We start from the raw sequence: 13009 nt of genomic DNA on the forward strand, positions 1-13009 counted from the left end.
CGGACACCCCTGACGGCCCCCCCCCCGGGGGTGCCCCCGCCGCCTCAACCACACCCCAAACCCCACCCGCCCTGGCCCGCGCCCCCCCCCCCCCGCCCGGGCCTGGGCCGTCCCCGTTCGGCTCCTGCCGGCTCCGCGGGGTTCTCGCCGGGCGGCGTCTTCGATATGTTCGCCGACGAGGGGAACCGGCGAACGGCCGACGGGAGGGGATCGGCATGGGGGCGGAGTACTACGACGGACAGCCGGTCCGGGTCATCGAGTCGGAGGGCTCGAACCCCGATACCTGGATCGTCGAGTTCTGCGATCCGCGGCTCGACGGGGCGGGCTCCGTGCTCGCGGTCGTCAGGCCCGAGGAGGGCACCTGGGCGGATGCCGTGGTCAGCGTCCCGCCGCAGGTGGATGCCCTGCCGGTGGCGTTCGTCCGCTGGGCGCTCGATGTGGCGCAGCGCAGGCTGGGGGGTTGATCGGCCGATGGCGGGGGTCCGCCGAGGGCCCGGGGCATCGGCGCGCCGATGCCCGCGGCGGCGGCCCTCCCGCGGCCGGTCCGCTCAGGCGCGGGCCGAACCCGCGTCCGCCGTCGGGGGGTTGACGGCGAAGAGCTGCTCCTCGACCTGGTCGAGGGCGACCCGCAGCGCGCCCATCGCGACGACCTCCGAGCCGAGGGCGGCCAGGGCCACCTCGGGGGCGCGCAGCGTGAACTGGGCGAGGCGCTCGCGGAGCGGGTCGAGGACGCCGTCGAGGCCGGCGGCCCAGCCGCCGATCACGACCAGCTGCGGGTCGATGGCCAGGACGAGGGCGGCGACGCTCTGCACCAGGCGGGTCAGGAAGCGGTCGGTCGCCACCTTCGCCACCGCGTCGCCCTCGCGGGCCAGCTTCAGCACCCGCGCCACCGCCGCCTCGTCCAGCGGGTTGAGCGGCTTGCCGGTGGTGGAGAGCAGCCGTTCCGGCGTCACCTCCTGGCCCAGCAGGTGCAGCGCGCCGATCTCGCCCGCCGCGCCGCCGAAGCCGCGGTGCAGGCGGCCGTTGATGAGCGAGCCGGCGCCCGGGCTCAGACCGGCCATGACGAACACGACGTCGTCGGCGCCGACCGCCGCGCCCTGCCAGTGCTCGGCGATCGCGGCGAGGTTGGCGTCGTTCTCGATCATCACCGGGCAGCGGAACGAGCGCCGCAGCCGCGCGCCGAGGTCCAGCCCCGTCCACCCGGGCATCGCGGTGCCCAGCTGCACGGTACCGTCCCGGTCGACGATGCCCGGCGTGCCGACGCCCACCGCCCACAGGTTGTCCCGGGAGACGCCCGCCTTGCGCAGCACCTCCGCGACCACCGTCCGTACGGCGGCGAGCCGTTCCTCCGCGTCCAGGGTCTCCTCGACCGGCCGGAAGTGGGTGCCCACCACCTCGCCGGCGAGGTCGGCGAGGATGATCCGGATGTCGTGCACCCCGATCTCGATGCCGAGGATGTGCCCGGCCTCGGCCCGGAACCGGAACCACCGGGCCGGCCGGCCGCGCCGCCCCGAACCGGGCTGACCGCCCGCCTGCGGCTGCTCGACCTCGGCTACCAGGCCGGTCTCCACCAGTCCCTCGATCACGCCCTCGACCGTCGGCCGGGACAGTCCGGTGTCGCCGACCAGCTGGGTCAGGGTCACCGCATGGCCCTCGCGCAGCGCCCGGAGGGTCACCGCCGCGTTGATCCGCCGCAGGAGTGAGGAGTCGCCACCGGTGAGTCTGTCCGCCAAGACGCTGCCCTTCGCCGTTCCGCGCGACTGCCCATGCGCGCGTGCCGTGTACACGGGTGCCGTCGGGCGGCGCCACCGGCCGGTCGTGCCGGGGTCCGCCCCCCGGGCGCACCCGCGGGTTCCCGCCGCCCGGCGGCACGGCACGGCGGTGCTGCGCCGCCTGCGCCGGTCCGGGTGGCCTGAGCCGGATGCTACCGGGGCTCCGGCCCGCCCGGCGAGCATCTTCCCAGCTCATCCAGGCTTCGGTATCGAAATGGTACGGATCGGGTGGCGGTGCGTGACCCTACCCTTTCCGTCCTGCTGCTGCCGTCCTACTGAGGCCGGCCTGCTGCCGACGGTCGGCGACCGTCAGCGCAGGCCGCCGGTCGCGCCGAGGTTCTGCCCCGACACCCACCGGCCGTCGGGGCCGACCAGGAACGCGATCACGTCCGCGACGTCGGCCGGCTGCCCGAGGCGCCGCAGCGGCGTCAGCCCGGCCACCGCCTCCAGCGCCTGCGGGGGATTGGTGGACCGCAGCAGATCGGTGTCCACCGGTCCGGGCGAGACGGTGTTGCAGGTGATCCCGCGCGGCCCGAGTTCGAGCGCGGCGGCCTCCGTCAACTGCTCCAGCGCCCCCTTGCTGGCCAGGTACGGCGCGATGCCGGGGACCGGGCGGCGGGTGTTGAGGCTGGAGACGTTCACGATCCGCCCGCCGTCGCGCATCCGCCGCGCCGCGTAGCGCAGCGTCAGGAACACCGCGCGGGTGTTGACGGCGAGCACGGCGTCGAAGTCGGCCGCCCCGGTCTCGGCGAGCGGAGCGCGGGTGAAGGAGGCCGCCGCGTTGTTGACGAGGACGTCCAGCCCGCCGAGCTCCTCCTCGGCGGCTGCCATCAGCCGCTCCGCGCCGTCCGGTTCACCGAGGTCGGCCCGTACCGCGCGCGCCCGGCCGGGCCCTCGCGCGGCCACCGCGCGTACGACCTCCGCCGCCGCCGCGTCGTCGTGCGCGTACCCGAACACCACGTCCGCGCCGTCCGCCGCCAGCCGTTCCACCACGGCCCGCCCGATCCCGCGCGAGCCGCCCGTGACGACCGCCGCCCGACCCGCCAGCACCCCGACCGGCCCGTCGGCGGTCACCTTGTCCGCCATCCCGACAACCCCGTTCCCCGCCGGCCGCACACCGGCTTCAGGGAGAACCTACCGCCCGATCCTCACTCCGACGGGTGGTTTTGCGGCGGACTGTCCGTCATTTAACGTGCCGTTAAGCCGACTTCGTGTGATATGGCCGTGTCGGCGGCGGGCGTGCGGGGTGCCTGCTCAGGGGCCTTATGCTGCTGCGCATGCTGAGCGAGACACGCCCGGTCGGTTCGGGGGCGGCCACCTTGTCGGATCAGGAGTTCGTACGGGCGCAGACCCGGGTCGAGCCGGTGCCGTTCGTGCCCGAGGTGCGGCTGCACATGGCGCAGGACGCCATCGCGCTGTGGGAGACCACCGAGTCGGCGCGCGGTGAGCGCGGGCTGCCGCCGCCGTTCTGGGCGTTCGCCTGGGCGGGCGGCGTCGGGGTGGCCCGGTACGTGCTGGACAACCCGGGGCTGGTCGCCGGGCGCACGGTGCTGGACCTCGCGGCGGGCTCCGGGCTGGTCGGCGTCGCGGCGGCGCTGTGCGGTGCCCGCTCGGTGCGGGCCGCCGAGATCGACGCGTACGCCGTCGCCGCCATCGAGGTCAACGCGGCCGTCAACGGCGTGGAGGTCACCGCCGCCGTCGAGGACCTGCTGGACGGGGACGGCGCGCCGGCGGAGGTGGTGCTCGCCGGGGACGTCTTCTACGAGCGGACGATGGCCGCCCGCTTCCTGCCGTTCCTCCAACGCGCCCGGGCGCGGGGTGCGACGGTCGTCGTCGGCGACCCGGGCCGGGCCTACCTGCCGCGCGAGCGGTTCACGGCGCTGGCGTCGTACGAGGTGCCGGTGGTCGCGGACCTGGAGGACGCGGCGCTGAAGACGACGACGGTGTGGGCGCTGGCGGGCGGCCCGTCCGGCTCCTGAAATTCCCGGCGGAGCGGCGTGCGGCCTTGGTAGACAGTCCGCCATGATCGACTTCACCCTGCGCACCGCAGCCCCCGAGGAGATCCCGGCCGTGCTCGCCCTCTGGGCCCGCGCCGCCAAGGGCACCAGCATCACCGACGACGCGGCGGGCGTCGCGGCGCTGCTCGCCCGCGATCCGCACTGCCTGCTGGTGGCCGTCCGGGCGGACGACCCGGCCGTGCTGCTCGGCACGGTCATCGCGGGCTGGGACGGCTGGCGCTGCCACCTGTACCGGCTCGCCGTCGACCCGGAGCACCGGCGGCGCGGCATCGGCGCCGCCCTGCTGGCGGCCGCGGAGGAACGGTTCGCCGCGCTCGGCGGCCGGCGGGTGGACGCGATGGTGCTGGACGAGAACGCGCTCGGCCACCGGACCTGGCGGGCCGGCGGGTATGGCCCGCAGCCGCAGTGGACGCGGTGGGTGAAGCCGCTGGCGGGCGACTGACGGTCGCTGGGCCGTGCGGGTGGCGGCGCGGCGCCGTCGGTGCGGTGCCGCCCGGTCCGGGCGGGAGGCTGGTGCTCCGTGGCCGGGAGGCGGGAGTGGGCGTGTGAGTGTTCGTGGCGGTGCCGACACCGGAGTGCTGGGTACGGCGCTCGGCGTGGTCCTGGCGTTCTCGCTCGCGGAGGGCTCGTGGCAGTGGTTCTCCGCCTATCTCGGGCTGACGCTGCTCACCGTGGTCCTGGCCTTCGGGAGCGTTCCGGCGCGGGGGACCGCCGGGTACGGGTGGAGCCTGGCGGCGTACTCGCTGGTGGTGGGCCTGTGCGCGGCGCTCGTGCTGGCGCCCGCGTTGCAGCGGTGGGACTGGCTGTTCCCGATGCCGGGCACGCGGGAGGGGTGCGTGCAGGCGGGCCGGTACGAGAGCCTGCACGCGCAGGCCGCGCTGGGGGACCTGGCCGGGCAGGACGCGGCGGCGTTGGCGTACGCGCAGGAGCAGCAGAGCCGGGTGGCGGTGGACGACTGCCTGGCGGCGACGACCACGCGGTGGCTGCCGGTGTACGCGCTCGGCACGGCGCTGGTGGTGAGCGGGGGCGTGTGGGTGCGGGGGAGGGCGCGGCGGAGCGGGTGAGCTTCCGTCCGTGTCGCAGGCTCGGGCGTGGATGCCGGGCGGGGCTGCGGGGGCGTGGTGCGCTGAGGTCGGCAAGTGCACGAACCGTCCACGCCTTTGGAAGTGAGTCGTCCTGTCATGACCGCCCCGACCGAACTCGCCGAACTCCTCGCCCGCATCCCCGACTTCGAGCAGGCGCTCGCCCTTCACCGTGACCTGGAACCGGACACGGCCATCAACCTGTCCGTCGCGGAGAACGTCCTGGTCTACCAGGACTCGATGCAGAAGATGGTGTTCGACCACATCGACCTGCTGCCGGAGAGGTACATCCACTACATCACTCCGTACGGCACTCCCGAGCTGCGCCAGGAGGTCGCGGCGCTGCTGTCGAGGGCCTTCGGGGTCGAGGTCCCGTGGGACGACGTGTTCGGTGTGGGAGGCGTCGGGTCGGCGCTGGAGTGCCTCGCGTTCGCGCTCCAGGACGCGCCGAGGGAGGGGGAGGCCGGTCCGCCGCCGCTGAAGGAGGGGGACGCGGTGCTGCTGCCGGCGCCGTACTGGCAGGGGTTCAACTGGTCGTTCGAGCAGCGGCCGAAGCTGACGTGCGTGCCGGTGCCGCTGGCCACGGAGGGGCCGGACAGGTTCCGCCTCACGCTGGACGCGATCAGGGAGGAGTACTGGCGGTACTACCGGGTGCACGCGGAGTACCCCCGGCTGCTGGCGTTGACCAACCCGCACAACCCGTTGGGGGTGAACTACGGGAAGGCGTTGCTGGACGAGATCTATGGGTGGGTGCTGGAAGAGACCGAGATGCACATCATTTCGGATGAAATTTACGCTCATTCACAGGTCGACGGCGTGCGGGTGCCGTTCACGAGCGCGTTCGCGCTGGACGCGTACCGGCGGGCGCCGGAGCGGATCCACGTGGTGTGGGGGTTCGCGAAGGACTTCGGGCTCTCGGGGTTCCGGACGGGGTTCGTGGTGTCGAACTACGGACCGGTGCGGCGGGCGATGCTGGGGACGGCGGGCATCGAGGAGAAGAAGCACCCGATGCCGTGGTTCACGCCGGTGGATTCGCTGAAGCACTACGTGCTCGGTGAGTTGCTGGAGAGCACGGTGAACGGGGTCGGGGCGGAGCTGTACACCACGTACGCGATGCGGCGCTACAAGGAGTTGCTGAGCGCGAGCTTCGAGAAGGTGCGGGCCCGGCTGGTGGAGAGGAGGATCGACTTCGTCCACACGGAGGGCGACAACCCGGCGCAGTTCTTCTGGCTGGACCTGACGGCGTACCTGGGGAAGCGGAAGGGGAAGGAACCGTGCGCTCCCCAGAAGTTCACGCCGTCCCACGAGATGGACCCGGACGAGCAGTGGCTCTTCGAGTACCTGAGGTGCGAGCCCACGGAGGTGACTCTGCTGCCCGGCCAGACCATGCACTGCCCGGCCCCCGGCTTCTTCCGCCTGTGTTTCACGGCGTACCAGCCGGATGTGGTGTGCAAGGCGATCGATCGAGTGGCGCAGGCCCTGGCCCTGCTGAAGTAGGGGAGGCAACGACGACCGCCGCGCCCGCCGGCCGCCGTGCCCACCGCTGACCCGCCCACCCCACCGCGGCGCAGGAAGTCGGCCCGTCCGACTTCCTGCGCCATAACCGCTTGACCGCTCCTGCACCATGGAAGCGTGATCGACAAGGAACGCGCGATCGGGCTCGTCGAGTCCTACCTGGCCGGCGGCGGGCCGGACCGTGTCATCCACGCCGTGGAGGAGCACGACGTCGGCTGGCTGGTCTTCTGGGGGCCGCGACGGTCCGCCCGTAGCAGCGGTGCACCCGGCGGGCCCGTCGGCGGGGACAGCCACGTCCTGGTGGACCGGCACGACGGAAGCCTGCACTACGTCGCCGACGCCTGGTGGCCGACCGAGGGCTGGGAGGACCACTACCTCCTCCAGACCAAGGGCGTCCGACGCCCGGACCCGCTCGCCGCCGAGGTCCGTGAGCTGGTGCGCTCGGCCGGGACCGTGCCCGCCATGCGGCACCTGCGCCGCAAGGCCCCGCGGTTGGGCCTGCCCGGGGCCCGGGCCTACCTCGCGGCCGTGCGCGACGGCGCCGAACCACCGGAGGAACTGGCGGTCCTCACCCGCGAGGAACGGACCACGCCGTTCTGGCCCGTCGACACCCTGGCCGGCCCGGTCGAGTAGGGGGAGGCAGCCGCAGCGTCGCCGGAGGCGTGGGTCACGCCTACGGGCCCACCCGCAGCAGCAGGCCCTCGTCGAGCACGGTGACCCGGACCTGCGTCAGGTCCTTCACCGCGGCCTCCAGCGCCCCGTCCGGCAGGCCGGACAGGCCGTCGCCCAGGCCGATGCAGCGCATCCCGGCGGCCAGCGCCGCCTCCACCCCCGCCTTGGCGTCCTCGATGACCACGCACCGCCCGGGCGGGCTGCCCAGTGCCGCCGCGCCCTTGAGGTAGCCCTCCGGGTCGGGCTTGCCGCGCTCGAAGTCCTCGGCGGCGAGCAGGACGCCCGGCTCCGGCAGGCCGGCGGCGGCCAGCCGGCCCCGGGCGACGCGGCGGGTACCGGAGGTGACGACGCCCCACCGCTCGGGCGGCAGTGCGGTCAGCAGGGCCGGCGCTCCGGGGACGGGGCGGATGCCCTCGAAGTCGCGCTCCTCCCGCTCCGCGATGACGTTCGCCTCGTGGGCGGCGTCCAGGTGCGGGGCGATCAGCGCGATCAGGTCGACGTCCCGCAGCCCGTACGACCTGGCCACCGCGTCGTCGCCGTCCAGGCCCTGGCCCGCGGCCCAGTCGCGCAGGATGCGTTCGACGATCGGGAGCGAGTCGACGAGAACGCCGTCGAGGTCGAACAGGATGTGCTCGCAGAAGATCTGGCTCATGGGCTGTCGGTCGTCCTTTCGGGGGCAGTGGTGTCAAGGCGCCAGACCTCGTGCGGCACGCCGGCCTCCACCCGGCGGAGCGGCAGCAGCCGCCGGTCGCGCCCGAAGAGGAGCGTCGAGGCGATCGTCCTGCCGAGCGCGCCCGCGTCGTGCCGTCTCAGTCGTGTCGACTCCTCCTCCGGGAGGTCGGGGTGGGTCACTTCCACGACCCGGAGATCCGGCCTCACCAGACTCGCGAGGAACCTGATCCGGGCCGCGTGGTGGTCGGACGTCACCAGCAGCACCTCGTCGATCCCATGATGCCGTGCCAGCTCGTCCACGAACAGGACGTCGTCGTAGCTGTGGCGGGTCTCCAGGCAGGCGAGGACGGGGGGCGGGCCGCCGGGCCGCTCGGCGAGCCAGGCCGCGCAGTGCCGCCAGTGCGGTTGGTCGGTGGTGTTGAACTGGGCGCCGAAGCCCCCGGTCAGCACCAACTGCGTGCCGGGGGTGGCCAGCAGTTCCACGGCGCGGCGGGTGCGGGCCCGGGCGACGGTGCCCAGCGTGCCGTGGGCGTCGTTCGGCGCGGCGAGCACGACCGCCGCCCGTCGGCCGGTCCCCGTCGGCGGGTCCGGTGACGGCGCGGCCGGACGGGTGTCCAGCGCTCGCACGTACTCCCGGAAGAGCGGGCCGTCCGCGCAGTCCCCGAGCGCCGCCAACTCGGCCCAGTCCGCCGAGAACCCGACCGCGCCCGACATGGTGAGCGAGGTGCCGGTGACCCTGCTGCCGCCGTGCGCGCGGAACCGCGTCAGCAGCTCGGCGGGCAGCCGCAGCCGGAGCCGGGCCGCCGGCGAGTCTCCCCACCAGCACCCCAGCAGGTCGCCGGCGCCGAAGGCCAGCCCGAAGGAGGTGTGCGGGCGGGACTCGCCGCCGGTCACGGTCACCTGGACCGCGAGCCGCGCCCGGCCGTCGTCCGGCGGGCAATGCGGCAGCGCCCTGTCCACGGCTTCGAACAGCTGGTCCACGGTGTCGTCCTCCGGGCTCAGGAGTCGGCGAACCGACGGTAGTGCAGAACCGTCTGCTCCAGGTCCGACTCGCGGAACTCGGGGTGCCAGCCCAGCCGGTCCCAGCCCTCCCCCTTCGCCACCAGGTCGGCGTCACGGGTCTCGCCCTTGCGCATCGGAAGGTACTCGATGCCGGCCTTGGACCCGGTCACCTCCAGGACCATCCGGGCGACCTCGTTCACCGTGAAGGCGACGCCGGTGCCGCCGTCGAAGACCTCGCGGTCACCGAAGCCGAGCGCCTCGGCGAGCATCCGGCCGAGGTCGGCGGAGTGCACCAGGTCGACGGTCTGCTCGCCGTCGCCCCAGACCGGGATCGGCCGGCCGCTCCACGCCCGGACTGCGAAGGTGGGCACGATCTTCTGCACGCCGTAGTGCTTCTGGCCCGCACCGAAGGCGTTGAAGGCCCTCACGTGGCTGACCGGGACGTCGAAGTTCGCGTGCCAGGCGTAGGAGAGGTTCTGTGCGCACTGCTTGGTGGTCTGGTACACGTTCTGCCACACCTGCGGCATGGTGATGCCGACGAACCGCGCGCCGTTCTCGCGGCACACCTCCAGGACGCGGTAGGTGCCTTTGATGTTGATGTCGATGGCGTCCTCGACCGAGGAGAAGAGTTCCTCGGTGCCGAGGATTCCGGCGAGATGGATCACCCCGTCGACACCGGCGAGGGCGGGCCTGAGCTTGTCGTCCAGCAGATCGACCCCGGAGCGGCGGTCGATGGAAACGGCCTCGTGGCCCTGGTCCCGCAGGTACTCCATCGCGTAGCGACCGATGAACCCGTCGCCCCCGGTCACTGCACAGCGCATGTCATTCCTCCGTTGCGGTATGCGGAAAGAGATGCGTACATTTCGCAGTACCTTTTATGGCAGATCACGGGCGAATCGGAAAGAGTGGGCAAGATGCCGTGATGTACATCACGTGATCGTATATACCCATTGGAATTCCCCCGGGAACCACCAGGCGCGAAAGTCTCTTCCCGTACCACTCGCCCAGGAGTCTTCAGGAGGCGCAGTGCCAGCAACTCCCAGGAAAATGGCCGAGGGATACCTCTCGGCGCTCTTTCTCTTATTCCTCGTCGGCGTTTCCCAGGCCGGTACCGGCCCGTTGCTGCCGCTGTTCGAAAAGCGCTACCCGACCGGCGCGGCGAGCGTTCCCTATCTGATCACCGCGTTCTTCGCCGGCAGTCTGGCCGCGATGGTGATCGCCTCCGCGGTCCGGTCCGTCGGCCGCCGGGTGCTGCCCGCGGCCACGCTCGTCCACGCCGTGGGCTGCGCCGGGATCTACTTCTCGGGGAACATCGCCGCCGGCCTCGTCGGCTGTGCGCTCGCCGGATTCGGGGCGGGGACCGTCGTTCTCACCGTGAACGACGTGTTCGCCCGTCAGGAGAACGGCGTGGGAATGGTGAACCTCCTCAACGGGGTCTTCGCGCTGGGAACCGTGGCCGGCCCCCTGCTGGCCGGGGCTTCCCTGAAGTGGGGCCGGCCGTACGGCTTCCTGGTGGTGGCCGTCGGGGCCGTGTTCTGCCTGCGGGTGGCCCGGGTCGCGGGGTGGCGGACCCGTGAGGAGAGCGCGGACGCGGAGGCGTCGCGGGCGACCCTCGGCGGGAGGCCGCTGGCCGTCTTCCTGCTGCTCTACCTGGGCTACGGCGGGCTGGAGACGGGGATCGGCGCCTGGGCCGCCAAGGACATCCAGAGCCAGGGCCACACCCCGGCCGCCGCGGCGGGCATCGTCGCCGTGTTCTGGGGCGCCACGGCGGTGTCGAAGTTCGGCGCGGTGGCCCTCGCCCGCAGGGTCTCGACGGCCGGCCTGGTGATCGCCGGACTCGCCGGGACCAGCGTCTCGCTGTTCCTGGCGTCGCTGCCGCACGGGGCGGTCGCCGGATTCCTGCTCGCCGGGCTGGCGTTGGGGCCGGTCTTCCCCACCGGCCTGGCCTGGATCGCGCAGCGCGGCGGCGGCCGCCGGTCGGTGGGGCTCGCCATCTCGGCCTCGATGACCGGCAGCATCCTCTTCCCGGCCGCGATCGGCTGGTTCGTCGCGTACGACGTGCGGGTCATCCCCTGGGGGCTGGCCGCCATCGGGGCGTTCGCGGTCCTGGCGGCCGTCGGGGCGCGGCGCACGGCGGTCGGTGCCGTCCCGGGCGGGAAGCCGCTGGCGGGCGTCCGCTGATCCGCCGTCACGGCCGACCGGCCGACCGGCCGGCGGAACGGCTCCGACCACGGGGCGCCTACCCGGTGCCGTCGTCACCGCCGAGCTCCTGGGCGGCGAGGACCTCGTCGCCGTGCTCGAACGCCCAGGCGCCGACGGCGTCGATCGGCGCGAGGAAGGTGCGGCCCAGTGCGGTGAGCCGGTACTCGACGCCGGGCGGGGCGCCGGGCAGCGGGCGACGGTCGACCAGGCCGTTGAACCGGAGGCGGCGCAGCGTCTCGGTGAGGACCTTGGAGCTGATGCCGCCGATCCGGTCCCGCAGTTCGACCGGGCGCTGCGGGCCGTCGCGCAGGGACCAGAGCACCACGGCGTTCCAGGTGTTGGAGAGCAGGTCGAAGGCGAGCCGGGCCCGGCAGTCGGCGAGGAAGGCGTTGGAGGAGGACACGTACCGAATGGTGCCCTACGGGTTCCCTAGCGTCGGTGGGGACGGTTCCGGAGGACGAACGGAGAGACGGTCGATGAGGATCGGTGTGCTGGGCACGGGCAGCATGGCGGACGCGCTCGCCACCCACTGGGTGCGGGCCGGGCACCGGGTGACGGTCGGCGGGCGGGACGCCGCCGGGGCCGGGCGGCTGGCGCGGCGGCTCGGGGCGGGGGCGGAGCCCGCCGGGCTGCGGGAGGCGGCCGCGTCCGGCGAGGTGGTGCTGGCCGCGCTGCCGTTCGGGGCGGGGGAGGAGGTGGTGCGGGAGCTGCGTGCGGAGCTGGCGGGCACGGTGCTGGTCGACTGCTCCAACCCCGTCGGCCCCGGCTTCCGGCTGCTGACGGACGGCGGGCCCTCGGCCGCCCGCCGGCTCGCCGACGCCGCCCCCGGGGCGCGGGTGGTCAAGGCGTTCAACCTCTGCCACGAGGACGTGTGGCGGATGCGCCCGCCGGTCTTCGACGGCAGGCCGCTGGCCGTGCCGCTCTGCGGGGACGACCCGGCGGCCCTCGCCCTGGTGTCCGGGCTGGTGCGGGACACGGGCTGCCTGCCGGTTGCCGGCGGCGGGCTGGAGCGGGCGGGCCTGCTGGAGGCGACCGCCGCGCTGTTCATCGGCCTCTGGGTCGGCGAGGGCGCGGACGCCCAGGCGATCGCCCCGCCGCTGGCGTACGCGACCGGCGAGCCGGCCGGGCCGGCGGACCCGGCTGCGGACTGGCCTGCGGGCGGGCCTGCGGCCAGGGCTACGGGCGGGGCTGCGGACGGACGGTGAGGATCTGTTCGGCCTGACCGACCGGGCCGTCCACGTCGTGCAGCACGGTGCTGGTGAGGCCCTGGCCGGTCGGGCCGAAGGTGACGGTGGTGTCCAGGCCGGTCCAGGGCCCGCGCGGGGCGCGGTGGAGGTGGATGGTCAGGTCGACGTTGGGGAACATCCACGCTGCCGGGTCCTGCTGCGGGGCGATGCCGTTGGCGGTGTCCACCATCGCGACGAAGGCGGCGAGGGGGCTGCTCGGCTCGCCCGCGACCAGGTCGACGCGCGAGGTCAGCCAGGCCGTCGCGCGGCCCCGGCGGGCCGGCGGCACCCGGCGGACGTCGATCGAGGAGATGTAGCCGCCGTCCCAGGCGTCGTCCATCGCCCAGCCGGGGAGGTCCTCGGGCGCGGGCAGCGGCTCGCGCGGGCTGTCGGCGACGGCCGAGGTGTCCAGGGCGGCCAGCAGCCAGACCCGGGCCCGGACGACGGCGCGTCCGCCGATCGCCACGGTCGCCTCCAAGAGTTCGATGGTGCGGCCGGGGCGGACGGACTCCACGGTGACCTCGCACTCGTCGAGCGCGATCCGGCCGAGGATGTCGTAGCTGATCCGGGCGGGCACCAGGCCGCCGGGGCGCCCGGCGAGGTACTGGTCCACGGCGTGCACGACCAGGCCGGCCAGCGGGCTGAAGTGCTGCTCGTCGGTGCTCCACGCACCGCCCGCGTGCGCGGTGGGCTTGAAGGTGTGCTCGCCCGTCCGCTCGTAGTAGCTCTCGCGTGCGATCGTGCTGGTGGTCACGGGTGCCGTCTCCTCGACCGGGGCAGGTGCATCGTTCCCGAATCGTAGGCGCCGGGCACGCCGGCGGTCGCCGTGATCTGTCGCACAGTGGGTC

The 13009-nt window shown here is 73.8% G+C and carries 15 protein-coding genes; 8 read left to right on the forward strand and 7 right to left on the reverse strand.

Annotated elements, in window-relative coordinates; translation table 11 throughout:
• Positions 1-215 precede the first annotated feature (215 nt).
• Positions 216-464 carry a hypothetical protein gene (locus ACFU74_RS17180; protein WP_380757327.1) on the forward strand — a complete coding sequence of 83 codons (249 nt, stop codon included), beginning with the start codon at positions 216-218 and terminating at the stop codon, positions 462-464.
• Between the two features lie 84 nt (positions 465-548).
• Here ACFU74_RS17180 and ACFU74_RS17185 read toward each other — a convergent pair whose 3' ends face one another.
• Positions 549-1733: an ROK family protein gene (locus ACFU74_RS17185; RefSeq protein ID WP_380757329.1), complete on the reverse strand. Its 1185-nt coding sequence runs from the start codon at positions 1731-1733 to the stop codon at positions 549-551.
• Between the two features lie 348 nt (positions 1734-2081).
• Positions 2082-2858, reverse strand: a complete 777-nt coding sequence (locus ACFU74_RS17190) for an SDR family oxidoreductase (RefSeq protein ID WP_380757331.1) — start codon at positions 2856-2858, stop codon at positions 2082-2084.
• Between the two features lie 191 nt (positions 2859-3049).
• On the opposite strand from ACFU74_RS17190, the gene ACFU74_RS17195 reads away from it, so the two are divergent.
• From ACFU74_RS17195 to ACFU74_RS17215, 5 genes are all read left to right on the forward strand, one after another.
• Entirely contained in the window at positions 3050-3751 is a 702-nt protein-coding gene (locus ACFU74_RS17195) for a class I SAM-dependent methyltransferase (RefSeq protein ID WP_380757333.1), read from the forward strand.
• Positions 3752-3794: 43 nt separating this feature from the next.
• On the forward strand, positions 3795-4232 hold the full coding sequence (locus ACFU74_RS17200; protein ID WP_380757335.1) for a GNAT family N-acetyltransferase: 438 nt from the start codon (positions 3795-3797) through the stop codon (positions 4230-4232).
• A 103-nt stretch (positions 4233-4335) separates the two neighbouring features.
• Positions 4336-4854: a hypothetical protein gene (locus ACFU74_RS17205; RefSeq protein ID WP_380757337.1), complete on the forward strand. Its 519-nt coding sequence runs from the start codon at positions 4336-4338 to the stop codon at positions 4852-4854.
• Positions 4855-4971: 117 nt separating this feature from the next.
• Positions 4972-6369 carry an aminotransferase class I/II-fold pyridoxal phosphate-dependent enzyme gene (locus ACFU74_RS17210; RefSeq protein WP_380757339.1) on the forward strand — a complete coding sequence of 466 codons (1398 nt, stop codon included), beginning with the start codon at positions 4972-4974 and terminating at the stop codon, positions 6367-6369.
• A gap of 135 nt (positions 6370-6504) precedes the next feature.
• Positions 6505-7020, forward strand: coding sequence for a hypothetical protein (locus tag ACFU74_RS17215; protein WP_380757341.1), 516 nt, complete (start codon positions 6505-6507; stop codon positions 7018-7020).
• A 40-nt stretch (positions 7021-7060) separates the two neighbouring features.
• On the opposite strand, the gene ACFU74_RS17220 is transcribed toward ACFU74_RS17215, so the two are convergent.
• From ACFU74_RS17220 to ACFU74_RS17230, 3 genes are read right to left on the reverse strand one after another with little or no spacing between them, the layout of a single operon-like run.
• The gene (locus tag ACFU74_RS17220) at positions 7061-7711 is read right to left on the reverse strand and encodes an HAD-IA family hydrolase (protein WP_380757343.1); all 651 of its coding nucleotides are present in this window, start codon (positions 7709-7711) and stop codon (positions 7061-7063) included.
• Complete coding sequence (locus ACFU74_RS17225; RefSeq protein ID WP_380757345.1) at positions 7708-8712, reverse strand: YdcF family protein; 1005 nt, start codon at positions 8710-8712, stop codon at positions 7708-7710. The genes ACFU74_RS17220 and ACFU74_RS17225 overlap by 4 nt, the downstream gene beginning before the upstream one ends.
• 17 nt (positions 8713-8729) lie before the next feature.
• On the reverse strand, positions 8730-9554 hold the full coding sequence (locus ACFU74_RS17230; RefSeq protein WP_380757347.1) for an NAD-dependent epimerase/dehydratase family protein: 825 nt from the start codon (positions 9552-9554) through the stop codon (positions 8730-8732).
• Between the two features lie 226 nt (positions 9555-9780).
• On the opposite strand from ACFU74_RS17230, the gene ACFU74_RS17235 reads away from it, so the two are divergent.
• Positions 9781-10914, forward strand: a complete 1134-nt coding sequence (locus ACFU74_RS17235; RefSeq protein WP_380757349.1) for an MFS transporter — start codon at positions 9781-9783, stop codon at positions 10912-10914.
• A 58-nt stretch (positions 10915-10972) separates the two neighbouring features.
• Here ACFU74_RS17235 and ACFU74_RS17240 read toward each other — a convergent pair whose 3' ends face one another.
• Positions 10973-11338, reverse strand: a complete 366-nt coding sequence (locus ACFU74_RS17240; RefSeq protein ID WP_380757350.1) for a winged helix-turn-helix transcriptional regulator — start codon at positions 11336-11338, stop codon at positions 10973-10975.
• A gap of 73 nt (positions 11339-11411) precedes the next feature.
• On the opposite strand from ACFU74_RS17240, the gene ACFU74_RS17245 reads away from it, so the two are divergent.
• Positions 11412-12140: an NADPH-dependent F420 reductase gene (locus ACFU74_RS17245; RefSeq protein ID WP_380757352.1), complete on the forward strand. Its 729-nt coding sequence runs from the start codon at positions 11412-11414 to the stop codon at positions 12138-12140.
• Here the strand turns inward: ACFU74_RS17245 and ACFU74_RS17250 are convergent.
• On the reverse strand, positions 12112-12915 hold the full coding sequence (locus ACFU74_RS17250; RefSeq protein ID WP_380757354.1) for a thioesterase family protein: 804 nt from the start codon (positions 12913-12915) through the stop codon (positions 12112-12114). The two genes, ACFU74_RS17245 and ACFU74_RS17250, sit on opposite strands and share 29 nt — an antisense overlap.
• Positions 12916-13009 lie beyond the last annotated feature (94 nt).

The sequence above is a fragment of the Kitasatospora sp. NPDC057500 genome, from assembly GCF_042802195.1.
Lineage (GTDB): Bacteria > Actinomycetota > Actinomycetes > Streptomycetales > Streptomycetaceae > Kitasatospora.